Origin of the sequence: Pseudomonas sp. PSE1(2024) (genome assembly GCF_050990555.1) — a bacterium.
In the GTDB taxonomy this organism is placed as follows: Bacteria; Pseudomonadota; Gammaproteobacteria; order Pseudomonadales; family Pseudomonadaceae; genus Aquipseudomonas; species Aquipseudomonas aphyarum.
This window is the reverse complement of the sequence record NZ_CP158967.1, coordinates 1,671,806-1,695,671: the sequence shown is the minus strand read 5'-3', so window position 1 is coordinate 1,695,671 and position 23,866 is coordinate 1,671,806. Positions and strand designations below refer to the sequence as shown.

Sequence of the window (23,866 nt, the reverse complement as noted above, 5' to 3'; positions counted from 1 at the left end):
GACATAACAAGAACGAAATTCCCCTCGCAGGAGAGCAGTATGAAGCAGACGCAATACGTGGCCCGCGAGCCCGATGCGCAAGGTTTTATCGACTACCCCGCCGAAGAACACGCGGTGTGGAACACGCTGATCACCCGCCAGTTGAAAGTGATCGAGGGTCGTGCGTGCCAGGAATACCTGGACGGTATCGAAAAACTCGGTCTGCCCCACGACCGCATTCCGCAACTGGGCGAGATCAACAAGGTGCTCGGCGAGACCACCGGTTGGCAGGTTGCCCGCGTCCCGGCGCTGATCCCCTTCCAGACCTTTTTCGAATTGCTCGCCAGCAAGCAGTTTCCGGTGGCCACGTTCATTCGTACCCGTGAAGAACTGGACTACCTGCAAGAGCCGGACATTTTCCACGAGATCTTTGGCCACTGCCCGCTGCTGACCAACCCGTGGTTCGCCGAATTCACCCACACCTACGGCAAGCTTGGCCTGCAAGCGACCAAGGAAGAACGCGTTTATCTGGCGCGCCTGTACTGGATGACCATCGAGTTCGGCCTGGTTGACACCCCGCAAGGCAAACGCATCTACGGTGGCGGCATCCTGTCTTCGCCGAAAGAAACTGTTTATTCGCTGTCGGACGAGCCAGAGCATCAGGCCTTCGATCCGCTGGAAGCGATGCGCACGCCCTACCGCATCGACATCCTGCAACCGCTGTATTTTGTCCTGCCGAACCTCAAGCGCCTGTTCGACCTGGCCCACGAAGACATCATGGCCATGGTCAAGCAAGGCATGCAGCTGGGTCTGCACGCACCGAAGTTTCCGCCAAAACCAAAAGCCGCGTGACCCGCGACTTTTGCTTACAAGTGAGTCTGTCCGTCGTCGCCACTTTGGTTTAGCGTGGCGACACTGACCGCCAATATAAAAAAACACCTTCAGATTTCAGGAAGTCCACCATGTCCACTTTGAACCAAGCCCATTGCGAAGCCTGCCGCGCCGATGCCCCACAAGTCAGCGATGAAGAACTGCCGATCCTGATCAAGCAGATCCCTGACTGGAACATCGAAGTACGCGACAGCATCATGCAGCTGGAAAAAGTCTTCCTGTTCAAGAATTTCAAGCACGCGCTGGCCTTCACCAACGCCGTCGGCGAGATCTCCGAGGCCGAAGGTCACCACCCGGGCCTGCTGACCGAGTGGGGCAAAGTCACCGTGACCTGGTGGAGCCACTCGATCAAAGGCCTGCACCGCAACGACTTCATCATGGCCGCGCGCACTGACGAAGTGGCCAAGACCGCAGAAGGACGCAAGTAATGCACTTCGACGCCATCGGCCGGGTGCCCGGCGACCCGATCCTCGGCCTGATGGAGGCCTACGCGCAGGACTCCAACCCGCGCAAGTTCGACCTCGGCGTGGGCGTCTACAAGGATGCCCAGGGCCTGACGCCGATCCCCGAAGCGGTGAAAATCGCCGAGGCGCGTCTGGTCGAGAGCCAGGACACCAAGACCTACATCGGTGGCCACGGCAATCCGCTGTTCGGCAAGGTCATCAACGAGCTGGTGCTCGGTGCCGATTCGGCGCTGATCGCCGGGCAACGCGCCGGCGCCACCCAGACCCCGGGTGGCACGGGCGCCCTGCGCCTGGCAGCGGATTTCATCGCGCAATGCCTGCCGGGCAAAGGCGTGTGGCTGAGCAACCCGACCTGGCCGATCCACGAAACGATTTTCGCGGCCGCCGGGGTCAAGATCAGCCATTACCCGTACGTCGGCAGCGACAACCGCCTCGATGTCGACGCGATGCTCGCCGTGCTCAATGAAGTGCCGAAAGGCGATGTGGTGCTGCTGCACGCGTGCTGCCACAACCCGACCGGTTTCGATCTGAGTCACGACGACTGGCAGCGAGTGCTGGATGTGGTGCGCAGCCGTAATCTGCTGCCGCTGATCGACTTTGCCTACCAGGGCTTTGGCGACGGTCTGGAGCAGGATGCATGGTCGACCCGGCTGTTCGCCGCCGAGTTGCCCGAGCTGCTGATCACCAGTTCCTGCTCGAAGAACTTCGGCCTGTACCGCGACCGCACCGGTGCGTTGATCGTCAGCGCGAAAACCGCTGACAAGCTGATCGACATACGAAGCCAGCTGGCGCACATCGCCCGTAACCTGTGGTCGACGCCACCCGATCACGGTGCAGCCGTCGTCGCCACTATCCTCGCCGACCCGGAGCTGAAACGCCGCTGGGCCGACGAAGTGGAAGCCATGCGCCTGCGCATCGCCCAATTGCGCAGCGGGCTGGTGGAAGCGCTGGAACCGCACGGTCTGCGCGAGCGTTTTGCACACATCGGCGTGCAACGCGGGATGTTCTCCTACACCGGCCTGTCGCCGGAACAGGTGAAAAACCTGCGCGAGCATCACAGCGTGTACATGGTCAGCTCGGGCCGGGCCAACGTCGCCGGGATTGATGCGACACGCCTCGACCTGCTGGCCGAAGCGATCGCCAGCGTCTGCAAATAACTCCCCCTTGCCTTGATCGTTCCCACGCTCCGCGTGGGAATGCCTCAATGGACGCTCCGCGTCCGCTTCGGCAGGGACGCAGAGCGTCCCGGGCTGCATTCCCACGCAGAGCGTGGGAATGATCAGGCACGGAACACGGGGTCGATCAGGGCTGCGTCACCCTGTCGCACTTGTCTAGACAATCCCGCCCGTCGAAACAAATGGATTTAAAAATCTGTTTGTCACTTTTCCTGCTGTATCCTTCGCAGGCTTTCTGAAAGCGCGGATCTACCAGATCTATCAACAGACTTAGCGAGGAGCGCAACCATGCACGAGATTCCGAATCTCCCCTTCCCAAGCCTGCACGAAACTGAGCAGACGACCACGCAACAAGCCGGTGCCCAACAGCCCGAGCCGAAAGAAGCCGCCGAGAGCCGTCCGGCCGACAGCGAAGAGTAAGCAACACCCGCCGTACAGACCGTGTGGAAAGCGCTAACATGCGCTTTCCACACTGCCTGAAACCTGAGCTGCCATGTCCAAAGAATTCGATGAACAACAGGCCGAGATCCTGATCGGTGCCACCGAAAAGATGATCGAGATCTGGAGCCGCCTCTCGCCCGAGAAACAGGCCGCCCTGCTCGCCCGTTTCGGCAGCGAGGAAAACGCGTTGGCCGCACTGGTCACCACGCAATTGGTCGCCCCGGCCAAATAGTTTTACTTTTCCCCGCCCCAGACGCGTCCGCATCGGTATCATGAGCAGCCTATCTATTCTGCTCTTCCCGTGGATCGTAATTCATGTCGTCCTCTATGCCAGAACCCCAGCGCCCCCTGGCGGTCACGCTGCAAGTCGTTTCCATTGTTTTGTTCACCTTCATCGGCTACTTGAACATCGGCATTCCGCTGGCGGTGCTGCCAGGTTATGTGCACAGCGACCTGGGCTTCGGCGCGGTCATCGCCGGGCTGGTGATCAGCGTGCAGTACCTTGCCACGCTGCTCAGCCGCCCGTATGCCGGCAAGATTATCGACAACAAGGGCAGCAAACGTGCAGTGATGATTGGTCTGGCCGGTTGTGGCTTGAGCGGTGTGTTCATGCTGATTTCGGCGTGGACGCCCAACCTGCCGCTGCTGAGCCTGATCAGCCTGTTCGTCGGCCGTCTGGTGCTGGGCAGCGCTGAAAGCCTGGTCGGCTCAGGCTCGATCGGCTGGGGCATCGGCCGCGTCGGCGCCGCCAACACCGCCAAGGTCATCTCGTGGAACGGCATCGCCAGTTACGGCGCGCTGGCGGTCGGTGCGCCGCTGGGGGTGTGGCTGGTCAGCCGTTTTGGCTTGTGGAGCATGGGCGTGAGCATTCTGCTGCTGGCCACGCTGGGGCTGTTGCTGGCCTGGCCGAAAACCGCCGCGCCGATTGTGGCTGGTGAGCGTCTGCCGTTCATGCATGTTCTCGGTCGCGTCTTCCCGCACGGTTGCGGTCTGGCGCTGGGCTCGATCGGTTTCGGCACCATCGCCACCTTCATCACCCTGTATTACGCCACGCAGCACTGGGATAACGCGGTGCTGTGCCTGAGCCTGTTCGGCGCCAGCTTCATCGGTGCGCGGCTGCTGTTCGGCAACTTGATTAACCGCCTCGGCGGCTTTCGTGTGGCGATTGCCTGCCTGTCGGTGGAAACCCTGGGCCTGCTGTTGCTGTGGCTCGCGCCGGACGCGCACTGGGCATTGGCCGGTGCGGCATTGAGCGGTTTCGGTTTCTCACTGGTGTTCCCGGCGCTGGGCGTGGAAGCCGTAAACCTGGTGCCAGCCTCCAGTCGAGGTGCGGCGGTCGGGGCGTATTCGTTGTTCATCGACTTGTCGCTGGGCATCACCGGGCCGCTGGCGGGAGCCATTGCGGCGGGCTTCGGTTTTGCCTCGATCTTCCTGTTCGCCGCCCTCGCCGCGCTGAGCGGCCTGGCACTGAGCGTCTACCTGTACCGCCACACGGCGAAGTACCGCGAAGACTAGAAATCCACCTTGCCGCGCCCGGCCTTGATGCTGCCGCGCTTGGTTTTCGACTCGAGCCGACGCTTCTTTGAACCCAGCGTCGGCTTGGTCGGCCGGCGCTTCTTTTCAACCTTGGTAGCGCTGAGAATCAACTCGGTCAAACGCTCCAGCGCATCGGCGCGATTCTGTTCCTGCGTGCGGTACTGCTGGGCCTTGATGATCAGCACGCCGTCGCCGGTAATGCGACTGTCGCGCAACGCCAGCAGCCGCTCCTTGTAGAACTCGGGCAAGGACGAGGCCGGAATGTCGAAGCGCAGGTGCACGGCGCTGGAGACCTTGTTGACGTTCTGCCCACCGGCGCCCTGGGCGCGGATGTACGTCAGTTCGATCTCGGCATCCGGCAGATGCACGTTGTTGGAAATCACCAGCATGGAAAAGCGTCCGTATTCAGAACCCGCAGGATACCGCGAAAGCACAAAAAACCCGGCACTTGGCCGGGTTTGTTGTTTTTGCTGCGACGCTTACTTGGCAGCGTTCGCCGCGTGCAGTGCCTGTTGTGCACCGCGCTTGTTCTTGATCACGTAGCAGCCCCACATGAACACCACCCACACCGGGATCGCGTACACCGAGATCTGAATGCCCGGGATCAGCAGCATCACGCCGAGAATGAACAGGACGAACGCCAGGCAGATGTAGTTGCCGTACGGGTACCACAGCGCCTTGAACAACGGCTTCTGATTGGTCTTGTTCATGTGCTGGCGGAACTTGAAGTGCGAGAAGCTGATCATCGCCCAGTTGATCACCAGCGTTGCAACCACCAGCGACATCAGCAGTTCCAGCGCGTGTTGCGGGATCAGGTAGTTGAGCAGCAACGCCACCAGAGTCACTGCCGCCGACGCCAGGATCGAACGCACCGGCACGCCGCGCTTGTCGATCTTCGCCAGCGCTTTCGGCGCATCGCCCTGCTCGGCCATGCCCAGCAGCATGCGGCTGTTGCAGTAGGTGCCGCTGTTGTACACCGACAATGCCGCGGTCAGGACCACGAAGTTGAGGATGTGCGCAGCGGTGTTGCTGCCGAGCATCGAGAACACCTGCACGAACGGGCTGCCGCTGTAGGAATCGCCGGAAGCGTTGAGGGTTTCCAGCAGGCTGTCCCATGGGGTCAGCGACAGCAGGATCACCAGTGCGCCGATGTAGAAAATCAGGATCCGGTAGATCACCTGGTTGATCGCTTTCGGGATCACGGTTTTCGGCTTGTCGGCTTCGGCTGCGGTGAAACCGAGCATCTCCAGACCGCCGAAGGAGAACATGATGATCGCCATGGCCATCACCAGACCGCTCACACCGTTCGGGAAGAAGCCGCCGTGGGACCACAGGTTGCTGACCGAAGCCTGCGGGCCGCCATGGCCGCTGACCAGCAGGTAGCTACCCAGGGCGATCATGCCGACGATTGCCACGACCTTGATGATCGCGAACCAGAATTCGGCTTCACCGAAGACTTTGACGTTGGCCAGGTTGATCGCGTTGATCAGCACGAAGAACGCGGCGGCGGTGACCCAGCTCGGAATCTCCGGCGCCCAGTAGTGGATGTACTTGCCGACTGCGGTCAGCTCCGACATGCCCACCAGAATGTACAGGATCCAGCAGTTCCAGCCCGACAGGAAACCGGCGAAACCGCCCCAGTATTTGTGCGCAAAATGGCTGAAGGAACCGGCCACCGGCTCTTCGACGATCATTTCGCCGAGCTGGCGCATGATCATGAAGGCGATGAAGCCGCAGATGGCATAGCCGAGGATCATCGACGGGCCGGCGGATTTCAGCACCCCGGCCGAGCCGAGGAACAATCCGGTACCGATCGCGCCACCGAGGGCGATCAGTTGAATATGGCGATTTTTCAGGCCGCGTTTCAGCTCGCCTGATTGCGAGTTTTGTCCACTCATGAAAAAGGTCTCACGCAAGGTTTGATGATGTTCAGTAGACGTTGCTGCAAGGTTGCGATTTCAGCCAACCTTGATCAAACCCCAGCGCAGGCACCAGGAATTCAGCTTTTTTACAACGGTCATGCGTCACCTGTTTGTTTTTATCTGTGACGAAATCGAACCCGACACGCTTGTGACGCGGCGGAGTGAACAAGGCGGATAAACCTTGAGGTTTGCGCGATTACGCAGAGGGTCACAGTTAAAACGCGGCGCATTGTACACCGCTAACCCCCTGCTGCCAGACCTCGCCGGATCAGCGTGTCGGTTGCCGGGATTGCATGTGTCCACCCCGGGAGGCCCGGGCGGCTGCAAAAATTGAGTCAGGCCTTTGCAGGCCATCGGCGTGGGCGATGGAAAATCCGCCCCACGTGGAGAAGTGAAATTGGATAACGGCGTTCATTGCGCCTCCTTCTTGTTATGCACCTGCACGACAGGCATGCAGCGCATCTCACCTTCCAAACGACGCTGAAACAAGCGCGCCAGAGCGCTGCGCAAGGCCCGGCGGGCCTGGCTCCGGCAGATTTTCCTTACAGCCTTACAAAGGCACCCGATTCACGGGACTGCGACGGCTTTTTCGTAAATATTCACTGACAGTGCGTAACGTAAAGTTTCCACTCCAGACCCATCGAAGCGCCGTCCGGTAATTGACGTTAGCTGGCTAACTATTTGAAAGGCGTTAAGTTTTTTGTTTTAAAACAAGAAAAACACGCCCAAAAAATAGAAATAAAAAGTCCAAAAAAAAACGCCAACCCTGAGGTTGGCGTTTCTGTTTTCAGCTTGAAGCTTGCCGCTTGAAGCTTACAACCGCGTTATTCCGGCTTCTTGCGACCGAAACCCGGACGCTGGCCGGAACCGGCCGGTGCGCCACGGCGCTTGCCCGACGGCTTGTCATCGTCAGCCAGCTTGATGCCTGGACGCTTCGGCGCCGGCTTGGACGGACGCTTGGTGTCGACTGGACGATCCGCCACCGGCGTACCGCGACCTTCGCCCCGCTCGGTACGGCCGCTGGCCGGACGCGGAGTGCGTGGGCCGCGCTCGCCATCCGGACGCGCTGCCGGCTTGCGACCTGGACGCTCGCCTTCGATCTGCGGCTCGCGGACCGGACGCGGACCGGCGCCAATCGGTGCACCGTTGGCCGGACGCAGGGTGCGCACGCGCTCGGTACGGGCCATCGGACGCGACGACTTGCGCTGCATGCGATCGAGCTTGTCTTTGCTCTTGGCGTTCAGTTGCGGCATGGCCACCGGGGTCAGGCCGACTTCGGCGCTCAGTACGTCGACTTCGTACTGGCTCATTTCGCGCCAGCGGCCCATCGGCAGGTCGGAGTTGAGGAACACCGGACCGAAACGCACGCGCTTCAGGCGGCTGACCACCAGGCCCTGGGATTCCCACAGACGACGTACTTCACGGTTACGGCCTTCCATCACCACGCAGTGATACCAGTGGTTGAAGCCTTCGCCGCCCGGTGCCTGTTGAATGTCGGTGAAACGCGCCGGGCCGTCTTCCAGCACAACGCCAGCCTTCAGGCGCTCGATCATTTCGTCGTCGACTTCGCCACGCACACGCACCGCGTACTCACGGTCCATCTCGTAGGACGGGTGCATCAGACGGTTGGCCAGTTCACCGTCGGTGGTGAACATCAGCAGACCGGTGGTGTTGATGTCGAGACGACCGATGTTGATCCAGCGGCCTTCTTTCGGACGCGGCAGCTTGTCGAACACGGTCGGACGGCCTTCCGGGTCGTCACGGGTGCAGATCTCGCCATCGGGCTTGTTGTACATGATCACGCGGCGAACCGACTCGGCGGCTTCTTCACGCTTGATGACCTTGCCATCAATGGTGATGGCGTCGTGCATGTCGACACGCAGGCCCAAGGTGGCGTCTTTGCCATTGACCTTGATGCGGCCGGCAGCGATCCAGGATTCGACGTCACGGCGCGAGCCGACGCCGATACGGGCGAGGACTTTCTGCAGCTTTTCGCCTGCTGGGCCGATTTCCTGGTCGTCTTTCTGATTGATGTCACTCATCTGGGCACCTCCCGGTGTGGTCTGTTCAGCGGCGCTGAATGAGCCGCTGAAGCGTTGAAATCTGGGTTTTCGGGCGAAGGGATCGCCGAAGGGTCGCGAATCATACGCGGATGTGGCCGCGCGCGCATCAGAGACTAGTCGATCAGGCCAAGGTTATTTCTTTTTCCGCCGACCGGTGGCCCCGAGCTTGATCAGACGCAACGCGGCTTCAGCCAGTACGGTGCGCTTGTCGTCCTTGTCGAGTTTCTTCCAGGCCCGGATCTCGCGCTTGCTGCGGCCGCAGCCCAGACAGATGTCGTCGCTGAACTTGCAGACGCTGATGCACGGGTCTTTGGTCGAGCTCATGCTCAATCCTCGAACTCGCGGCGTTCGGCTTCAATGGCTTCGGCCAAGGCGCGGGCCTCGGCTTCTTCTTCGCTCAGCTCTTCTTCTACGACTGGTTCCGGAGCGGGCTGTTCGAGACGGGCGACGGCAGCCAGCAGTTTTTCCCGGGCTTCGGCCACGCCGAGCACATCGTCTTCCTGCTCGGGCTCGGGTTCGAATTCAGGCTCATGCTCGAATTCAGGCTCAAATTCAGATTCTGGCTCAACCTCGTCCGGCGGCTCGAGCGGATCGGACTCAACCCCGGTCGGCATCGACTCGCCACCCACTCCGTCACGCAGCAAGTCGTCGAAGTCGGTCTTGATCCCCTCCTCCATGCTGTCCAGTTCCAGCAGCAGGGTGTGGAAACTGGTTTCTTCCTTCGGTTCTTCCGGCTCGGCGCTGGCGTCGGCCAGCTCCTGCAAGCCAGGCGGCACGGGAGCGTCGTCGAAGTCGAGCACCGGATCGGCCTCGATCTCGCGCAATTCGGCAAGCGGCGGCAGGTCGTCGAGGTTCTTCAGGTTGAAGTGGTCGAGAAACGCCTTGGTGGTGGCGAACATCGCCGGTTTGCCCGGCACGTCGCGGTAACCGACGATGCGGATCCACTCGCGCTCGATCAGCGTCTTGACGATGTTGGTGTTGACCGCCACACCCCGCACATCTTCGATCTCGCCCCGGGTGATCGGCTGGCGATAGGCGATCAGCGCCATGGTTTCCAGCAGTGCCCGGGAATAGCGCTGCGGACGTTCTTCCCACAAACGACCGACCCACGGCGCGAACTTCTCGCGGATTTGCAGGCGATAGCCCGACGCGACTTCCTTGAGCTCGAACGCCCGGCCCTCGCAGGATTTGCCGAGCAGGGTCAGGGCTTTCTTGAAGACCGGCGGTTCCGGGCGTTCGCCCTCTTCGAACAGTTCATAGAGGCGTTCGAGGGATTGCGGCTTTCCCGAGGCCAACAGAAAGGCTTCAAGCAGGGACGCCAGCTCGCGGGGTTCAGTCAGGTTCATATCGGGACTCGTTATTCGGCTCGGGCTCGCACGTGGATCGCGGCGAACGGCTCATTCTGCACCAGCTCGATCAGGGATTCCTTGACCAGTTCAAGGATCGCCATGAAGGTCACCACCACGCCGAGCTTGCCCTCTTCGGCGGTGAACAGCTCGACGAACGGCACAAACCCGCCGCCCTTGAGCCGCTCCAGCACGTCGCTCATGCGCTCGCGGGTGGACAGCGCCTCGCGGCTGACCTGATGGCTTTCGAACATGTCGCCCCGGCGCAGCACTTCGGCCATGGACATCAGGATTTCTTCCAGCGCCACATCGGGCAACAGCTTGCGCGCGCGGGCTTCCGGGGCATCGAGCTTGGGCACGATCACGTCGCGGCCGACCCGGCTCAAGCCATCGATGCCTTCGGCGGCAGCCTTGAACCGTTCGTACTCCTGCAGGCGGCGGATCAGTTCGGCGCGCGGGTCGTCTTCTTCGTCCTCGACGGTTTCGGCCCGGGGCAGGAGCATCCGCGACTTGATCTCGGCCAGCATCGCGGCCATCACCAGGTATTCTGCAGCCAGTTCCAGACGCACCGACTGCATCAGCTCGACATAGCCCATGTACTGGCGGGTGATTTCCGCCACGGGGATGTCGAGGATGTTGATGTTCTGTTTGCGGATCAGGTACAGCAGCAGGTCGAGCGGGCCTTCGAAGGCTTCGAGGAAGACTTCCAGCGCGTCGGGCGGGATGTACAGGTCCAGCGGCATTTCCGTGACCGCCTGGCCATAGACCATGGCAAACGGCAGTTCCTGCTGGGCACCGGCCTGGGGATCAACGGTTTCCACTGCGGACATTCAGGCCTCGACCATGAATGGCGCAGGATCGCCGCAACCGACGCGGATCACTTCCGGATCGTCGCCCGTGAGGTCGATCACGGTGGAGGCCTTGATGCCGCCAAAACCGCCGTCGATGATCAGGTCGACCTGATGCTCGAGCAACTGGCGCATTTCGTACGGATCGCTCAACGGGTCTTCTTCGCCCGGCATGATCAGGGTCACGCTCATCAGCGGCTCGCCCAGTTCGGCCAGCAGCGCCAACGCGATCGGATGGCTCGGCACCCGCAGACCGATGGTGCGTTTCTTCGGATGCAGCAACAGACGCGGTACTTCACGCGTGGCGTTGAGAATGAAGGTGTACGGTCCCGGCAAGTGGGCTTTGAGGATTCGAAAGGTCCCGGTGTCGATCTTGGCGTAGTTGCCCAGTTGCGACAGATCGCTGCAGATCAGCGCGAAGTTGTGCTTTTCGTCGAGCTGACGCAGGCGTCGAACGCGCTCGATGCCGTTCTTGTCGCCGATCTGGCAGCCGATTGCGTAGGAAGAGTCCGTGGGATAGACCACCACCCCGCCCTTGCGGATGATCTCGACCGCCTGTTTGATCAGGCGCGCTTGCGGGTTTTCCGGATGAATCTGGAAAAATTGACTCACATTCTCTACCTGTTCAGACGGCGGCAATAACTGTGTCATGTTTGAACCGACACCACAGGGGTGGAAGGTCCTCCGGCACCGGCCGGTACTGGCCGATCTCGGACCAGCCACCAGGGCCATGGAAATCACTGCCGGCGCTGACCAGCAGACCGAACTCACGGGCAAGGATTGCCAGGCTGCCCACCTGTTCCGCAGGCTGGTGACCGTTGACCACTTCGATCGCATGCCCGCCTGCTTGAATATAGTCGGCAATCAGCTTTCGGCGCTTGCTGCGGGTGAAATCATAGTGCCACGGATGCGCCAGGCTGACCCAGGCGCCGGCGGCGCGCAGCGTGCCGACGGTGTCTTCGAGGGTCGGCCAGTGTTGCTTGACGTCCCCCAGCTTGCCGGCGCCGAGCCATTTGCGAAACGCCTCGGCGCGATCCTTTACAAAACCTTCACGCACCATCCAGTCGGCGAAATGCGGGCGGGCCGGCGCGTTTCCGCTGTCGCCCAGTTCCTGCTGGATCTGCCGCGCGCCGTCGAGCGCATTCGGCATGCCCTTGAGGGCGAGCTTGCGGCTTATTTCCTCAGACCGCAGCCAGCGGCCGTCGTGCAACTGCGCAATCGCCTCGACCAACGGCGCGGCGTTGACGTCGAAACCGTAGCCGAGCACGTGAATGGTCGCCCCGCCCCAGGTGCAGGACAGTTCGACGCCGTTGACCAGTTGCATGCCCAGCGCCTCGGCGGCCGTGCGCGCTTCGGCGAGGCCTTCGAGGGTGTCGTGATCGGTCAGGGCCAGGACTCGCACGCCGTTCTCGAACGCACGCGCAACCAGTGCCGCAGGCGCCAGGGCGCCATCGGAGGCCGTGCTGTGGCAGTGCAAATCAACATTCACGGGGATGTGTAACCTCAAATCAGCTGGCGCTATCGCGCGCCCATATGTTTGTTATTATGCCGCCACATCCAGCTTCTGGCTCTCACTGTGAAACAATTCATCGATTTCATCCCGCTTCTGCTGTTCTTCATCGTCTACAAACTCGATCCACGCACCGTCGACGTTGCCGGCCATGAACTGACGGTAGGCGGCATTTACAGTGCAACCGCCGTGCTGATCATCAGCTCCCTCGTGGTGTACGGCGCGATCTTCATCAAGCAGCGCAAGCTGGAGAAGAGCCAGTGGCTGACGCTGGTCGCCTGCCTCGTGTTCGGCAGCCTGACCCTGGCCTTTCACAGCGAAACCTTCCTGAAATGGAAAGCCCCGGTGGTCAACTGGCTGTTCGCCCTGGCCTTCATCGGCAGCCACTTCATCGGTGACCGCCTGCTGATCAAACGCATCATGGGTCACGCGCTGACCCTGCCGGATCCGGTCTGGACCCGACTGAACATCGCCTGGATCGGTTTCTTCCTGTTCTGCGGTGCCGCCAACCTGTTCGTCGCCTTCACCTTCCAGGACTACTGGGTGGACTTCAAGGTGTTCGGCAGCCTGGGCTTGACCGTGCTGTTCCTGGTCGCTCAGGGCATCTACCTGTCCCGTCACTTGCACGACGCCGATACCACAACGCCAAAAACCGAGGACTGACATGCTCTACGCCATCATTGCCACCGACGTCGCCAATTCCCTGGAAGCCCGCCTCGCTGCGCGCCCGGCACACCTTGAACGCCTGCAAGTGCTCAAGGGCGAAGGCCGCATCGTGCTGGCCGGCCCGCACCCGGCGGTCGACAGCAATGACCCTGGCGCAGCAGGTTTCAGCGGCAGCCTGATCGTTGCCGAATTCGATTCCCTGAGCGCGGCGCAAGCCTGGGCCGATGCCGACCCGTACATCGCGGCCGGCGTCTACGCCAACGTGATCGTCAAGCCGTTCAAGCAAGTCCTGCCGTAACCTCCCCCGCCAATACCCCTACGCGATGAACCTTGTCGGTTCATCGCGTTCTCAATCGCTCATTATTCTCGTTTGCCGGCCGACAACCTGCCCAATATCCATTTGGAAACAGGAGTCGCGATGCGCAAGGGTCCGTTGTGTCTGATGTTGGTCACGTTGTCGATCGTGGCGCCCGCCCATGGTGAAGAAAGCACTGAAGGCGGCAGCTCCACACCGCTTTCGTTGAGCGCCGGCAGTCAGATCACCGAGTTGCAGCAGCGCCTGAAGGCCAGCGAGCAGCAACGGGAAGAACTGAGCAAACAACTGCAAAGTGCCGACAACACCCGCGAAAGCGCCCAGCTTGCCCGGTTGCGCCAGGAGAATCAGCGTCTGAAGCTGCAACTCAAGGAAGCCCAGGCCAGCCCGCTGCCGCGCCTGCTGACCGAACAGCAGCAATGGTTCGTCACCGGGGCCGGGGTAGCGCTATTGGCGCTGCTCTGCGGTATCTTTGCCAGTGGAGCAAGCCGAAAACGTCGGCAATGGCTAAATTGAGTGAGTCATGAGCGAGCTGTTACTGATTGATGATGACCAGGAGTTGTGCGAACTCCTGAGTAGCTGGCTGAGCCAGGAAGGCTTTCAGGTCCGGGCCTGCCACGATGGTCAGAGCGCCCGCAAGGCGCTGGCCGAAACCGCGCCGGCGGCCGTGGTGCTGGACGTGATGCTGCCCGACGGCAGCGGCCTGGAACTGCTCAAGCAACTGCGCAGCGATCACGCCGACCTGCCGGTGCTGATGCTCTCGGCCCGGGGCGAGCCGCTGGACCGGATCCTCGGCCTGGAACTGGGCGCCGACGATTACCTGGCCAAACCCTGCGATCCGCGCGAACTGACCGCCCGCCTGCGCGCCGTGCTGCGCCGCAGTCATCCGGCCGCCGTGTCGACCCAGCTCGAGCTGGGCGACCTGAGCTTCAGCCCGGTGCGCGGCGTGGTCAGCATCGACGAAAAGGAATTCACCCTCACCGTCTCCGAAAGCCGCCTGCTCGAAGCCCTGCTCAAGCAACCGGGCGAGCCGCTGGAAAAACAGGAACTGGCGCAGATCGCCCTCGGTCGCAAGCTGACCCTGTACGACCGCAGCCTGGACATGCACGTCAGCAACCTGCGCAAAAAGATCGGCCCGCACCCCGACGGCCGCCCGCGCATCGTCGCCCTGCGCAGCCGTGGCTACTACTACAGCCTCTGATCGTCTGTCAGTTTTGTCAGGTCGGCGCGAAAACGTGTTTACCCAAGCTTTACACAGCGCTGACCGCCGCTGACCTTGATCTCCGTAATCTGTACTCATCCGGAACGTACCGGGAACGAGACAAAGGAGATTCACCATGCGCAAGACTCTTATCGCTCTGATGTTTGCCGCTGCCCTGCCGACCGTCGCCATGGCCATGCCACAGGATGGCGGCCCGATGGGTGGCCCGCTGGACGGCCCGCGCCATGGCGGTCAGATGCACGGCATGCACGGCAAAGGCCCGTACAGCCAGCTGGACCTGTCCCGCGAACAGCGCGAGCAGATCCGCAAGATCATGGGCGAGCAGATGCACGAGCGTAAGCAGACGGTCGAAAAATACCTGGAGAAACTCTCGCCAGCCGACCAGAAAGCCATGAAGGACGAGATGGCGGCCAACCACAAGAAAGCCGAGTCCGATGTCCGCGCCGTGTTGAAACCGGATCAACAGAAGAAATTCGACGAGATCCAGAAGAAACAGGCCGAGCGTCGCGCCGAATGGGCCGAGTTCAAAGCCTGGAAAGCGCAACAGCCGCAAAAGGCGCAATAATGCAGTAACCCCGGATCCGACGGCTAAACGCCGTCGGATCTGTTGCCACTCAATTCAAATGTGGGAGCGGGCTTGCTCGCGAAGAGGGAGTTTCAGTCGACATCATCAGTGACTGACACCCCGCATTCGCGAGCAAGCCCGCTCCCACATTGGATTTGTTTTTGTTTGAGGATTTTCTGTGCGTTCATTGTTCTGGCGTATCCTCGCCAGCTTCTGGCTGGCCATCGCTCTGGTTGCAGGGCTTTCCATTCTGCTGGGGCACATGCTCAACCAGGACGCGTGGATCCTCAGTCGTCACCCGGGCCTCAACACCCTGGCGGCCGAATGGACGCAGACCTACGAAGCCCAGGGCGAAGATGCCGCCCAGGACATCCTCGAACAGCGCAAGCGCCAATACCACATCGACGTGCAAGTGCTGAACGAAAGCGGCGACCCGGTGGTGCGCGGCACCTTCCCCCGGCGCGCGGCAGCCTTCGAGGCGCGGCAGAACAACGATGACCGACGCCTGCCCTGGCGTCGCCTGACCGACGAATTCACCAGCGACAAAAGCGGCGACACCTACCTCTTCATCTACCGCATCCCGCACCCGGAACTCGACGCCTGGCACCGCGAAAGCCTGCTCTGGCCGTTGAGTGCGCTGGGCATTGCGTTGGTAGTGCTGACCCTGTTCAGCCTGCTGGTGACGTTTTCCATCACTCGCCCGCTCAGTCGCCTGCGCGGCGCGGTGCATGACCTCGGCCAGACCACCTATCAACAGAACAGCCTGGCGCAACTGGCCAACCGCCGCGATGAATTCGGCGTGCTGGCCAACGACTTCAACCGCATGGGCGCCCGCCTGCAAAGCCTGATCGGCAGTCAGCGCCAGTTGCTGCGCGACGTCTCCCACGAGTTGCGTTCACCGCTGGCCCGACTGCGCATCGCGCTGGCACTGGCCGAGCGTGCAAGCCCCGAAGAACGGGAAAAACTCTGGCCGCGCCTGACCCGTGAGTGCGATCGGCTGGAAGCGCTGATCAGTGAAATTCTGGTGCTGGCGCGGGTCGATGCCGACAACGCCAGCGCCGAAGACGTGGATCTGAATGCCTTGCTCGCCACCCTGCAAAAGGACGCGCAACTCGGTTCGCCGGAGCAGACCGTGCGTCTGGAGGCCGAGCCGGCGCTCAATCTGACAGGCTGGCCGACCATGATCGAGCGCGCCGTGGACAACCTGCTGCGCAATGCCCAGCGCTTCAACCCGGTCGGGCAGTCGATTGAAATGCAGGCGTCACGTCAGGGCGAGCGGATCGTGGTCAGCGTGCGTGACCATGGGCCGGGGGTGCAGGCCGAGCATCTGAGCCAGTTGGGCGAACCGTTTTATCGAGCGCCGGGGCAGACCGCTGCGGGCCATGGCCTGGGGCTGGCGATAGCCCGGCGGGCGGCGGAGCGGCATGGCGGGACGCTGGTGCTGGCCAATCACCCGCAGGGCGGGTTTGTGGCCAGTCTTGAGTTACCGCTGGAGCCGGGGGCTGTTGTTCAGCCCTGATGGAGTCAGGCTTTACCCGGCCAGGCACTGACAAACTCCGCCAGATCAACCTTCTCGGCCACCCGCGGTTCTTTCTGCGGCGTGCCGAGGTAGAGGAACGCAATCACCTCTTCGTCATCCGTCAGGCCCAAACCCTTGGCGACATGTTTCGAATACGCCAGATCACCCGTACGCCACACCGCGCCAATTCCCTGCGCGTAAGCCGCCAATAGAATCCCGTGCGCCGCACAGCCCGCCGCCAGCAGTTGCTCGGCCTTAGGGTATTTGACGTGATCCTGCAATTTGGCGATGACCACGACCACCAGCGGCGCCCGCAGCGGGCCGTTGCGGGCCTTGTCGATCATCGCTTCGGTGACTTCGCCTTCCTGCATTTTTGCAGCTTGCGCCAGCAACTCGCCCATCTGCTCACGCGCCGCGCCTTCGACGGTCAGGAAGCGATACGGCTGCAAATGGCCGTGATCCGGTGCGCGGGTCGCGGCGGCGAACAGCACTTCGCGCTGTTCGGCGGTGGGGGCCGGATCGATCAGTCGTGGAACGGAAACACGGTTGAGCAAAGCGTCGAGAGCCTGCATCGGCCACCTCCTGAAAAAAATGTCCGGCTATTCTAGCTGCAAGTGATCCAGACGCGTCGGTTTACATGCCTTGCACCGCAGGTAGAATGGCGCCCTTCCCACATCAGCCCGAGCGGACTTCATGGCGTTGCCGACCTTACGGATCATTGGTTTCATCATCGGCATCTTCCTGATCACCCTGGCCATCGCCATGGTCGTGCCCATGGCCACCCTGGTGATTTTCGAGCGCACCGGCGATCTGCCGTCGTTCCTCTGGGCGAGCATGATCACCTTCGTCGCCGGCCTCGCGCTGGTGATTCCCGGTCGCCCGGAACACATTCACCTGCGCCCCCGGGACATGTACCTGCTGACCGTCAGCAGCTGGCTGGTGGTGTGCATCTTTGCCGCGCTGCCGTTTTTGCTGACCCAGCACATCAGCTACACCGACTCGTTCTTCGAAAGCATGTCCGGCATCACCGCCACCGGATCGACCGTGCTCAACCATCTGGACGACATGTCCCCCGGCATCCTGATGTGGCGCTCGCTGCTGCACTGGATCGGCGGCATCGGCTTCATCGGCATGGCGGTGGCGATCCTGCCGCTGCTGCGCATCGGCGGCATGCGCCTGTTCCAGACCGAATCCTCGGACCGCTCGGAAAAGGTCATGCCCCGCTCGCACATGGTGGCGCGGCTGATCGTGGCGGCGTACGTCGGCATCACGATTCTCGGCAGCCTGGCGTTCTGGTGGGCCGGGATGAGCCCGTTCGATGCGATCAACCACGCGATGTCGGCGATTTCCACCGGCGGGTTCTCGACCTCCGACCAGTCCCTGGCCAAGTGGACGCAACCGGCGGTGCACTGGGTGGCGGTGGTGGTGATGATTCTCGGCAGCCTGCCGTTCACCCTGTATGTAGCGACACTGCGCGGCAACCGCCGGGCGCTGATCAAGGATCAACAGGTGCAGGGTTTGCTCGGCATGTTGCTGGCGACCTGGCTGGTGCTCGGCACCTGGTACTGGTGGACTACCAACCTGCATTGGCTGGACGCGCTGCGCCACGTGGCGCTGAACGTGACGTCGGTGGTCACTACCACGGGGTTTGCGTTGGGGGACTACAGCCTGTGGGGCAACTTCTCGCTGATGCTGTTCTTCTATCTGGGCTTCGTCGGTGGTTGTTCCGGGTCGACGGCGGGCGGGATCAAGATCTTCCGTTTCCAGGTCGCCTACATCCTGCTCAAGGCCAACCTTAACCAGTTGATTCACCCGCGTGCGGTGATCAAGCAGAAGTACAACGGTCATCGCCTCGACGAAGAGATCGTCCGGTCGATTCTGACCTTTTCGTTCTTCTTCGCCATCACCATCTGCGTGATCGCCCTGCTGCTGTCGCTGCTGGGCGTGGACTGGATGACTGCACTGACCGGCGCCGCCAGCACCGTGTCCGGCGTCGGCCCCGGCTTGGGCGAGACCATCGGCCCGGCCGGCAACTTCGCCAGCCTGCCGGATGCGGCCAAGTGGATTCTGTCGTTCGGCATGCTGCTCGGCCGACTGGAGATCATTACGGTGTTTGTACTGTGTATTCCGGCGTTCTGGCGTCACTGATCGCCTTCGGCGCCTCGAGCAACCGCGCCCGGTAATCGCCGGGCGTGGTGTCGAACCAGCGGCGGAAGGCGCGAAAGAAATTGCTCGGGTCGGCAAACCCCAGCAGGTAGGCAATCTCCAGCAAGGTCATGCTCGGCTGCGCCAGGTATTGCTCGGCGAGTTCACGGCGAGTGTCGTCGAGCAACTGCTGAAAACTGGTGCCCTCCTCTTGCAAGCGTCGTTGCAAGGTGCGCTGCGACAGATGCAGGGTCTGCGCCACCGTATCGCGCTTGGGTTCGCCCTGCGGCAGCAAGCGGCACAACACCTGACGCGCCTTGTGCGTCACGCGGCTTTCGGAAAACCGCGCCAGATATTCCCCGGCAAACCGGTCATGCAGCAACGCCATCGCCTCGTTGGCGGTGGGCAGTGGCGCTTCCATGTCGGCCCGTTCGAAGATCAGCGCGTCATACGGCGCGTTGAACACCAGCGGTGCATGGAAGGCTTGTTTGTAGGGTTCAAGATCATCCGGCTCATCGCCCTGCACCAGCACTTTGCGCGGATGCAGCGTGCGCCCGGTCAGCCAGCCGCACAGCGCGAGTGCGCAGGCCAGCGAGGCTTCGGCACTTTGCCGGGTCGGCGGCAGATGATCGCCATGCACCGTCAGGATCAGCGCATAACCTTCATCGAGCAGGCGAAAACTCAGGTCGGCACTTTCGGCGATGATCCGCTGATAACGCACCAGTCGCTGAAAACCTTCCGCCAGCGTATTGCTGGACATCAGCGCATAGCCCGCAACATGGAACGAAGCCGGCCGCACCACCTTGCCCATGTTCAGGCCGATCGCCGGATTACCGGACAGCTCGACCGCCCGTTGCCAGAGTCGGGTCATGGAATCCTGTGGGAAGCGTGCGTCCGGATCCTCCAGCGCCGCGTAGTCGAGCCCCAGCTGTCTGAACAAAACCCGGCAATCCAGGCCGTCCATTTCCAGTGCTTTGACAATCCCCATCGCCCAGCTTGCAGAAGTCGTTCGTTCGCTCATGGCGTTTTTTCTTGGATGACATGGTGAGCCGCATACTACGGCCGATTTCCCAAGGATAGTAAAGTGGCGCCGATTGTCACTGGCCGACGCCATTGATCACTCTAGACTCAAATAAGCTACCCGCCGAACAACTTGCAATCAGAACAATAACCACAGAGATCGCAGTCGTGGAAACCATCAAGCATTTCAACAGCTTCGCCGAGTTCTATCCGTATTACCTCAGCGAGCACAGCAACAGCACCTGCCGTCGCCTGCATTTCATCGGCACGACGCTGGTGATCTTCATTCTCGCCCTGACCATCGCCAAGGGCGCCTGGCTGCTTTTACTTGCGCTGCCGCTGGCGGGCTACAGCTTTGCCTGGGTCGGCCATTTCTTTTTCGAGAAAAACCGCCCGGCCACCTTCCAGCATCCGTTCTACAGCCTGCTCGGCGACTTCGTCATGTACCGCGACATGATCCTGGGCCGCGTGCCGTTCTAGAAATTCCGACCAAGAGGACTGCCGATGAATGCCACTGCCCGTTTCACCCACATGAAGGACGGCACACAGGACGACTGGGCGATCATTGCGGCGGATTTCAGCGCCTACGCCCGTCAGTTGCCGGGCCGGATCATGGCCCACCTGAAACTGCTCGAAGGCGATTTCGGCGGTTTCCCGGTGGATCGCCTGACCCACTCACTGCAAACCGCGACCCGTGCCTTTCGCGACGGGCGCGACGAAGAGTACGTGGTCTGCGCCCTGCTCCACGACATCGGCGACACCCTTGGCTCCTACAATCACCCGGACATCGCTGCCGCCATCCTCAAGCCGTTCGTCAGCGCCGAGAACCTGTGGATGGTGGAAAAACACGGGATCTTCCAGGGCTACTACTTCTTCCATCACCTGGGCATGGATCGTCACCTGCGCGAGCAATTCAGCGACCACCCGCAATTTCTGGCGACCGCGGAGTTCTGCGCCAAATATGACGCGGCAGCGTTCGATCCCGAGTACGACACCCTGCCGCTGAGCTTCTTTGAGCCGATGATGGAAAGGCTGTTTGCCCAGCCGAAAAACTCGATCTACAAGGCGGCGATGGAAGAGCACTCCCCCGCTTGAATTTGATGTCGACTGTACCGGCCTCTTCGCGGGCAAGCCCGCTCCCACAGGTTTCGCGCCGTACACAGAATCTATGAGCGACGCGGTCACTGTGGGAGCGGGCTTGCCCGCGAAGAGGCCATCGAAACCACCAGAGATCCTAAGCCAGCTCGGCAACCTTCGCCGCTTTCAATTCCGCTTCCCGCGCCTGCGCATCCGCCAGGCGATAGAGCTCGATCGTGCCGTCCCAGTGCTCGATCAGCGCCGTGCATGACTCCACCCAATCGCCACAGTTGAGGTAATCCACCTCGCCGACCTTGCGGATCTCGGCGTGGTGAATGTGTCCGCAGACCACCCCGTGCAACTCGCGCTTCACGCATTCGTGGGCGATGGCTTCTTCGAAGTCGCTGATGAAGCTGACCGCGGTCTTCACCTTGTGCTTGAGATAGGCCGACAACGACCAGTAGCCGTAACCGTATTTCGCCCGCCAGTGATTGAGCCAGCGGTTGAGGGTCAGGGTGAATTCATAGGCCGAATCGCCGAGGAACGCGAGCCAGCGGTGATAGCGGGTGATCACGTCGAACTGGTCACCGTGAATCACCAGCAGATGCCGGCCATCGGCGGTGACATGCACGGCTTCGTCGACCAGCTGGATATTGCCCAGAATCAGCTTTGAATAGCGGCGCAGGAATTCGTCATGGTTGCCGGTGACGTAAATCACCTCCGTGCCACGCTTGCTCATGGTCAGCAAACGGCGAATCACGTTGGTGTGCGCCTGGGGCCAGTACATGCCGCCGCGCAGTTTCCAGCCGTCGATGATGTCACCGACCAGGTAGATCTTGTCGGCGTGATAGCCCTTGAGAAATTGCGACAGATGCTCGGCCTGGCAATCCCGCGTGCCCAAGTGCACGTCGGAGATCCACAGGGTGCGAACCCGTTGTTTACGGCTGGGTCTGGCGAGCTCGGCGCTGGTCATGGGCAACCCTCTGCGATGTTTTCGCCACTCTGCGCGCGCCCGGTTAATCGACCATGACAGATATGCGTCAGTCGTGTGACAAACGCGCCGCCCCTGCGCCGGTGTAGACTGGCGGCTCGCCCGGAGACCGCCATGCAACCGATCCTGACCCTGCGCCTTTACAGCCACGACCTGATCGCCCACAGCCACGACCACGCGCAACTGGTGTTCGGCCTGTCCGGCGCGCTGGATTTCGAAGTCGAAGGGCGTGGCAGCCAGGTATTGCAGCAGAGTTTCGTGGTGATTCCCGCCGGCGCGCATCACGCGTGCGGCAGTCCCAAGGGCAGCCGCTGTCTGGTGCTGGATGTGCCCGACGAACAATGGCTGACGCGCTCGTTGGGCGATCACGCCGATGCCAGCCGCCGTCTGCTGGACAACGCCGCGCGGTTGTCGCTGGATGCCGGGCAAGGCCAATTGGTCAACTGGCTGGCGAACAGTCCAGTGGACGATCCGCTGATTGCGCAACAAGGCGCGGTGTTGTTGCTGGCGAGCCTGAACCACGTGCCACCCGCCGAGATCGTCGCGCGCCGCCTGCCCTACGCGGCACTCGATGCGCACATCGAGCAGTACGCGGCCTATCCGCTGCAAGTGGCGGATCTGGCGCGTGTCGCCGGATTGTCCAGCGCCCGGCTGCATGCGCGGTTCGTCGCCGAATGCGGGCAGACACCGATGGACTACATTCGCAGTCGCCGTCTGCACAAAGCCGTGGCGCTGTTGCGCAACACCACGCTGCCCGTCGGTGAAGTGGCCAGCCGGGTCGGCTACAACTCGCAAAGCGCGTTTTCGGCCGCCGTCCTGCGTGAGTTCGGCACCTCTCCTACACAATTGCGACGCGAGGCTGACGACAAAAGTCGATAGCCTGCCGACAGACTTTTCGGCCGTTACACGCTTCAATGTGTGCCTGTAATCGTGTTTGGAAAAAGGACTGCAATGACTCCCCGTACCGCCCTCGGCGCCCTGCATATCGGCGCACTGATGTTCGGCCTGACCGGCGTCTTCGGCAAACTCGCGGCCGCAACGCCCGCCGTCATCGTGTTCGGACGCGCCGCGTTTGCCGTGCTGGCCCTGGCGTTTTTCGCCCGCTTCGCCCAACAGGGCGGCTGGCAGAAACTGCAAGCCGTCGACTGGCGGCGACTGGCCCTGAGCGGTGTGCTGCTGGCCGGGCACTGGGTGAGCTTCTTCATTGCGGTCAAGGTCGCGGGCGTCGCCATTGCGACCCTGGGTTTCGCCAGTTTCCCGGCCTTCACGGTGATCCTCGAAGGACTGATCTTCCGCGAACGCATCCGCATCAACGAAATCGTGCTGGTGGTGCTGGTCAGTGTCGGACTGGTGCTGGTGACCCCGGCGTTCGATCTGGCCAGCGGCGCGACCACCGGCCTGCTCTGGGCGATCCTGTCCGGCCTGCTGTTTTCCCTGTTGTCCCTGACCAACCGCGCCAGCTCCGGGCGCATCCCGGCGGTGCAGGCGGCGCTGTGCCAGAACGTGGTGGTGGCGCTGTGTCTGCTGCCGGTGGCCGCACCGCAACTGAGCGAAGTGCGGGCCATCGACTGGTTGTGGATCGGTCTGCTCGGGGTGTTCTGCACCGGCGTCGCCCACAGCCTGTTCGTCGCCAGCCTCGCGGTCATCAAGGCGCGTACCGCCGCGGTGGTGTTCGCCATGGAGCCGGTGTACGGGATTACCGTGGCCTGGCTGCTGTTCGATGAAGATCCGACCTTGCGCATGTTGATCGGCGGCGCGCTGATCATCGTTGCCATCGTGGTGTCGAGCCGGATGTCAGGCAGCAGCGACAAGAAAACCGTCGCGGCCGAGGCCGCCTCTCACTGACTGCGGTCGTTGTGGCCGAGGTCGCGGTCCGGATCGATCTGGTCGCGTACCCGCTGCTTGAGCACCTTGGCCTCCGGGAAACCGCCGTCGGCCTTGCGTTCCCAGATCTGCACGTCGTTGCAGGTAATGTGAAATATCCCGCCGGTGCCCGGCACCAGTGACACTTTGCCGAGATCGTCGCCGAAGGTACTGAGCAGCTCCTGCGCCAGCCACGCGGCGCGCAACAGCCACTGGCATTGCGTGCAATAGGTGATGACGATTTCCGGTTTTGTGACGGTCATGATCGCTGAAACTCCTGAGCCAGAGGGCGCCGCTATAATAGCCGGCT

29 protein-coding genes are annotated in these 23,866 nt (G+C 61.8%); 17 read left to right on the top strand and 12 right to left on the bottom strand.

Annotated elements, in window-relative coordinates; genetic code table 11:
• The first annotated feature begins 39 nt into the window (after positions 1–39).
• From phhA to ABTV87_RS07640, 6 genes are all read left to right on the top strand, one after another.
• Complete coding sequence (gene phhA / locus ABTV87_RS07665; protein WP_011333014.1) at positions 40–831, top strand: phenylalanine 4-monooxygenase; 792 nt, start codon at positions 40–42, stop codon at positions 829–831.
• 110 nt (positions 832–941) lie between these two features.
• Positions 942–1,298 (top strand): 4a-hydroxytetrahydrobiopterin dehydratase, encoded by a 357-nt coding sequence (locus ABTV87_RS07660; protein WP_003222798.1) that lies wholly within the window; start codon positions 942–944, stop codon positions 1,296–1,298.
• Entirely contained in the window at positions 1,298–2,491 is a 1,194-nt protein-coding gene (locus ABTV87_RS07655) for an amino acid aminotransferase (protein ID WP_433899212.1), read from the top strand. The genes ABTV87_RS07660 and ABTV87_RS07655 overlap by 1 nt, the downstream gene beginning before the upstream one ends.
• A 306-nt stretch (positions 2,492–2,797) precedes the next feature.
• The gene (locus tag ABTV87_RS07650; RefSeq protein ID WP_007958347.1) at positions 2,798–2,929 is read left to right on the top strand and encodes a hypothetical protein; all 132 of its coding nucleotides are present in this window, start codon (positions 2,798–2,800) and stop codon (positions 2,927–2,929) included.
• Positions 2,930–3,002: 73 nt separating this feature from the next.
• Entirely contained in the window at positions 3,003–3,182 is a 180-nt protein-coding gene (locus ABTV87_RS07645; protein ID WP_007958348.1) for a hypothetical protein, read from the top strand.
• 95 nt (positions 3,183–3,277) lie between these two features.
• On the top strand, positions 3,278–4,465 hold the full coding sequence (locus tag ABTV87_RS07640; protein WP_162831796.1) for an MFS transporter: 1,188 nt from the start codon (positions 3,278–3,280) through the stop codon (positions 4,463–4,465).
• Here ABTV87_RS07640 and arfB read toward each other — a convergent pair.
• From arfB to ABTV87_RS07600, 8 genes are all read right to left on the bottom strand, one after another.
• Positions 4,462–4,875, bottom strand: coding sequence for an alternative ribosome rescue aminoacyl-tRNA hydrolase ArfB (gene arfB / locus ABTV87_RS07635; protein ID WP_011333010.1), 414 nt, complete (start codon positions 4,873–4,875; stop codon positions 4,462–4,464). The genes ABTV87_RS07640 and arfB overlap by 4 nt on opposite strands.
• 90 nt (positions 4,876–4,965) lie before the next feature.
• Positions 4,966–6,384 carry an amino acid permease gene (locus ABTV87_RS07630; protein WP_433899211.1) on the bottom strand — a complete coding sequence of 473 codons (1,419 nt, stop codon included), beginning with the start codon at positions 6,382–6,384 and terminating at the stop codon, positions 4,966–4,968.
• A gap of 848 nt (positions 6,385–7,232) precedes the next feature.
• The gene (gene rluB, locus ABTV87_RS07625; protein ID WP_433899210.1) at positions 7,233–8,450 is read right to left on the bottom strand and encodes a 23S rRNA pseudouridine(2605) synthase RluB; all 1,218 of its coding nucleotides are present in this window, start codon (positions 8,448–8,450) and stop codon (positions 7,233–7,235) included.
• Positions 8,451–8,603: 153 nt separating this feature from the next.
• Entirely contained in the window at positions 8,604–8,795 is a 192-nt protein-coding gene (locus ABTV87_RS07620) for a DUF1289 domain-containing protein (RefSeq protein ID WP_007958358.1), read from the bottom strand.
• A gap of 2 nt (positions 8,796–8,797) precedes the next feature.
• Positions 8,798–9,817, bottom strand: coding sequence for an SMC-Scp complex subunit ScpB (gene scpB / locus ABTV87_RS07615; RefSeq protein ID WP_433899209.1), 1,020 nt, complete (start codon positions 9,815–9,817; stop codon positions 8,798–8,800).
• 11 nt (positions 9,818–9,828) lie between these two features.
• Complete coding sequence (locus ABTV87_RS07610) at positions 9,829–10,527, bottom strand: segregation and condensation protein A (RefSeq protein WP_170844946.1); 699 nt, start codon at positions 10,525–10,527, stop codon at positions 9,829–9,831.
• 120 nt (positions 10,528–10,647) lie between these two features.
• Positions 10,648–11,277 (bottom strand): L-threonylcarbamoyladenylate synthase, encoded by a 630-nt coding sequence (locus tag ABTV87_RS07605; protein WP_045121866.1) that lies wholly within the window; start codon positions 11,275–11,277, stop codon positions 10,648–10,650.
• Between the two features lie 13 nt (positions 11,278–11,290).
• Positions 11,291–12,154, bottom strand: coding sequence for a PHP domain-containing protein (locus tag ABTV87_RS07600; RefSeq protein WP_085747145.1), 864 nt, complete (start codon positions 12,152–12,154; stop codon positions 11,291–11,293).
• 87 nt (positions 12,155–12,241) lie between these two features.
• On the opposite strand from ABTV87_RS07600, the gene ABTV87_RS07595 reads away from it, so the two are divergent.
• From ABTV87_RS07595 to ABTV87_RS07570, 6 genes are all read left to right on the top strand, one after another.
• Positions 12,242–12,838 carry a septation protein A gene (locus tag ABTV87_RS07595; RefSeq protein WP_007958367.1) on the top strand — a complete coding sequence of 199 codons (597 nt, stop codon included), beginning with the start codon at positions 12,242–12,244 and terminating at the stop codon, positions 12,836–12,838.
• Position 12,839: 1 nt separating this feature from the next.
• Positions 12,840–13,139 carry a YciI family protein gene (locus ABTV87_RS07590; RefSeq protein WP_011333002.1) on the top strand — a complete coding sequence of 100 codons (300 nt, stop codon included), beginning with the start codon at positions 12,840–12,842 and terminating at the stop codon, positions 13,137–13,139.
• Positions 13,140–13,259: 120 nt separating this feature from the next.
• A complete protein-coding gene (locus tag ABTV87_RS07585; RefSeq protein ID WP_007958369.1) occupies positions 13,260–13,670 on the top strand; it encodes a hypothetical protein in 411 nt (136 codons plus the stop codon).
• A gap of 7 nt (positions 13,671–13,677) precedes the next feature.
• Entirely contained in the window at positions 13,678–14,355 is a 678-nt protein-coding gene (locus ABTV87_RS07580; protein ID WP_433899208.1) for a response regulator transcription factor, read from the top strand.
• A gap of 136 nt (positions 14,356–14,491) precedes the next feature.
• The gene (locus ABTV87_RS07575; protein ID WP_007958371.1) at positions 14,492–14,941 is read left to right on the top strand and encodes a Spy/CpxP family protein refolding chaperone; all 450 of its coding nucleotides are present in this window, start codon (positions 14,492–14,494) and stop codon (positions 14,939–14,941) included.
• Positions 14,942–15,119: 178 nt separating this feature from the next.
• Positions 15,120–16,460, top strand: coding sequence for a sensor histidine kinase (locus tag ABTV87_RS07570; RefSeq protein ID WP_085605709.1), 1,341 nt, complete (start codon positions 15,120–15,122; stop codon positions 16,458–16,460).
• 5 nt (positions 16,461–16,465) lie between these two features.
• Here the strand turns inward: ABTV87_RS07570 and ABTV87_RS07565 are convergent, their stop codons facing one another.
• Positions 16,466–17,032 carry a nitroreductase family protein gene (locus ABTV87_RS07565; RefSeq protein WP_085747150.1) on the bottom strand — a complete coding sequence of 189 codons (567 nt, stop codon included), beginning with the start codon at positions 17,030–17,032 and terminating at the stop codon, positions 16,466–16,468.
• A 121-nt stretch (positions 17,033–17,153) separates the two neighbouring features.
• Between ABTV87_RS07565 and ABTV87_RS07560 the strand changes: the two genes are divergently transcribed.
• Positions 17,154–18,608: a TrkH family potassium uptake protein gene (locus ABTV87_RS07560; protein ID WP_007958377.1), complete on the top strand. Its 1,455-nt coding sequence runs from the start codon at positions 17,154–17,156 to the stop codon at positions 18,606–18,608.
• Here ABTV87_RS07560 and ABTV87_RS07555 read toward each other — a convergent pair.
• Entirely contained in the window at positions 18,565–19,626 is a 1,062-nt protein-coding gene (locus ABTV87_RS07555; RefSeq protein ID WP_011332998.1) for an AraC family transcriptional regulator, read from the bottom strand. The genes ABTV87_RS07560 and ABTV87_RS07555 overlap by 44 nt on opposite strands.
• 167 nt (positions 19,627–19,793) lie before the next feature.
• On the opposite strand from ABTV87_RS07555, the gene ABTV87_RS07550 reads away from it, so the two are divergent.
• Together ABTV87_RS07550 and ABTV87_RS07545 are read left to right on the top strand one after the other, a co-directional pair.
• The gene (locus ABTV87_RS07550) at positions 19,794–20,105 is read left to right on the top strand and encodes a DUF962 domain-containing protein (protein ID WP_127797264.1); all 312 of its coding nucleotides are present in this window, start codon (positions 19,794–19,796) and stop codon (positions 20,103–20,105) included.
• A gap of 24 nt (positions 20,106–20,129) precedes the next feature.
• Positions 20,130–20,720 (top strand): HD domain-containing protein, encoded by a 591-nt coding sequence (locus tag ABTV87_RS07545; RefSeq protein ID WP_085605701.1) that lies wholly within the window; start codon positions 20,130–20,132, stop codon positions 20,718–20,720.
• Between the two features lie 139 nt (positions 20,721–20,859).
• On the opposite strand, the gene ABTV87_RS07540 is transcribed toward ABTV87_RS07545, so the two are convergent.
• Positions 20,860–21,675 (bottom strand): UDP-2,3-diacylglucosamine diphosphatase, encoded by an 816-nt coding sequence (locus ABTV87_RS07540; protein WP_007958385.1) that lies wholly within the window; start codon positions 21,673–21,675, stop codon positions 20,860–20,862.
• A 132-nt stretch (positions 21,676–21,807) separates the two neighbouring features.
• Here ABTV87_RS07540 and ABTV87_RS07535 point away from each other — a divergent pair, with 132 nt between their 5' ends.
• Together ABTV87_RS07535 and ABTV87_RS07530 are read left to right on the top strand one after the other, a co-directional pair.
• Positions 21,808–22,572 carry an AraC family transcriptional regulator gene (locus ABTV87_RS07535; RefSeq protein WP_433899207.1) on the top strand — a complete coding sequence of 255 codons (765 nt, stop codon included), beginning with the start codon at positions 21,808–21,810 and terminating at the stop codon, positions 22,570–22,572.
• Between the two features lie 72 nt (positions 22,573–22,644).
• The gene (locus ABTV87_RS07530) at positions 22,645–23,538 is read left to right on the top strand and encodes a DMT family transporter (protein WP_007958389.1); all 894 of its coding nucleotides are present in this window, start codon (positions 22,645–22,647) and stop codon (positions 23,536–23,538) included.
• Here ABTV87_RS07530 and ABTV87_RS07525 read toward each other — a convergent pair.
• Positions 23,532–23,819, bottom strand: coding sequence for a SelT/SelW/SelH family protein (locus ABTV87_RS07525; RefSeq protein WP_085605697.1), 288 nt, complete (start codon positions 23,817–23,819; stop codon positions 23,532–23,534). The two genes, ABTV87_RS07530 and ABTV87_RS07525, sit on opposite strands and share 7 nt — an antisense overlap.
• Positions 23,820–23,866 lie beyond the last annotated feature (47 nt).

Excerpts from the sequence above, each read along its gene's own strand:
- phhA (WP_011333014.1), top strand. The coding sequence starts at position 40 with ATGAAGCAGACGCAATACGTGGCCCGCGAGCCCGATGCGCAAGGTTTT.
- ABTV87_RS07660 (WP_003222798.1), top strand. The coding sequence starts at position 942 with ATGTCCACTTTGAACCAAGCCCATTGCGAAGCCTGCCGCGCCGATGCC.
- ABTV87_RS07655 (WP_433899212.1), top strand. The coding sequence starts at position 1,298 with ATGCACTTCGACGCCATCGGCCGGGTGCCCGGCGACCCGATCCTCGGC.
- ABTV87_RS07650 (WP_007958347.1), top strand. The coding sequence starts at position 2,798 with ATGCACGAGATTCCGAATCTCCCCTTCCCAAGCCTGCACGAAACTGAG.
- ABTV87_RS07645 (WP_007958348.1), top strand. The coding sequence starts at position 3,003 with ATGTCCAAAGAATTCGATGAACAACAGGCCGAGATCCTGATCGGTGCC.
- ABTV87_RS07640 (WP_162831796.1), top strand. The coding sequence starts at position 3,278 with ATGCCAGAACCCCAGCGCCCCCTGGCGGTCACGCTGCAAGTCGTTTCC.
- arfB (WP_011333010.1), bottom strand. The coding sequence starts at position 4,875 with ATGCTGGTGATTTCCAACAACGTGCATCTGCCGGATGCCGAGATCGAA.
- ABTV87_RS07630 (WP_433899211.1), bottom strand. The coding sequence starts at position 6,384 with ATGAGTGGACAAAACTCGCAATCAGGCGAGCTGAAACGCGGCCTGAAA.
- rluB (WP_433899210.1), bottom strand. The coding sequence starts at position 8,450 with ATGAGTGACATCAATCAGAAAGACGACCAGGAAATCGGCCCAGCAGGC.
- ABTV87_RS07620 (WP_007958358.1), bottom strand. The coding sequence starts at position 8,795 with ATGAGCTCGACCAAAGACCCGTGCATCAGCGTCTGCAAGTTCAGCGAC.
- scpB (WP_433899209.1), bottom strand. The coding sequence starts at position 9,817 with ATGAACCTGACTGAACCCCGCGAGCTGGCGTCCCTGCTTGAAGCCTTT.
- ABTV87_RS07590 (WP_011333002.1), top strand. The coding sequence starts at position 12,840 with ATGCTCTACGCCATCATTGCCACCGACGTCGCCAATTCCCTGGAAGCC.
- ABTV87_RS07585 (WP_007958369.1), top strand. The coding sequence starts at position 13,260 with ATGCGCAAGGGTCCGTTGTGTCTGATGTTGGTCACGTTGTCGATCGTG.
- ABTV87_RS07580 (WP_433899208.1), top strand. The coding sequence starts at position 13,678 with ATGAGCGAGCTGTTACTGATTGATGATGACCAGGAGTTGTGCGAACTC.
- ABTV87_RS07575 (WP_007958371.1), top strand. The coding sequence starts at position 14,492 with ATGCGCAAGACTCTTATCGCTCTGATGTTTGCCGCTGCCCTGCCGACC.
- ABTV87_RS07565 (WP_085747150.1), bottom strand. The coding sequence starts at position 17,032 with ATGCAGGCTCTCGACGCTTTGCTCAACCGTGTTTCCGTTCCACGACTG.
- ABTV87_RS07560 (WP_007958377.1), top strand. The coding sequence starts at position 17,154 with ATGGCGTTGCCGACCTTACGGATCATTGGTTTCATCATCGGCATCTTC.
- ABTV87_RS07555 (WP_011332998.1), bottom strand. The coding sequence starts at position 19,626 with ATGAGCGAACGAACGACTTCTGCAAGCTGGGCGATGGGGATTGTCAAA.
- ABTV87_RS07545 (WP_085605701.1), top strand. The coding sequence starts at position 20,130 with ATGAATGCCACTGCCCGTTTCACCCACATGAAGGACGGCACACAGGAC.
- ABTV87_RS07540 (WP_007958385.1), bottom strand. The coding sequence starts at position 21,675 with ATGACCAGCGCCGAGCTCGCCAGACCCAGCCGTAAACAACGGGTTCGC.
- ABTV87_RS07535 (WP_433899207.1), top strand. The coding sequence starts at position 21,808 with ATGCAACCGATCCTGACCCTGCGCCTTTACAGCCACGACCTGATCGCC.
- ABTV87_RS07530 (WP_007958389.1), top strand. The coding sequence starts at position 22,645 with ATGACTCCCCGTACCGCCCTCGGCGCCCTGCATATCGGCGCACTGATG.
- ABTV87_RS07525 (WP_085605697.1), bottom strand. The coding sequence starts at position 23,819 with ATGACCGTCACAAAACCGGAAATCGTCATCACCTATTGCACGCAATGC.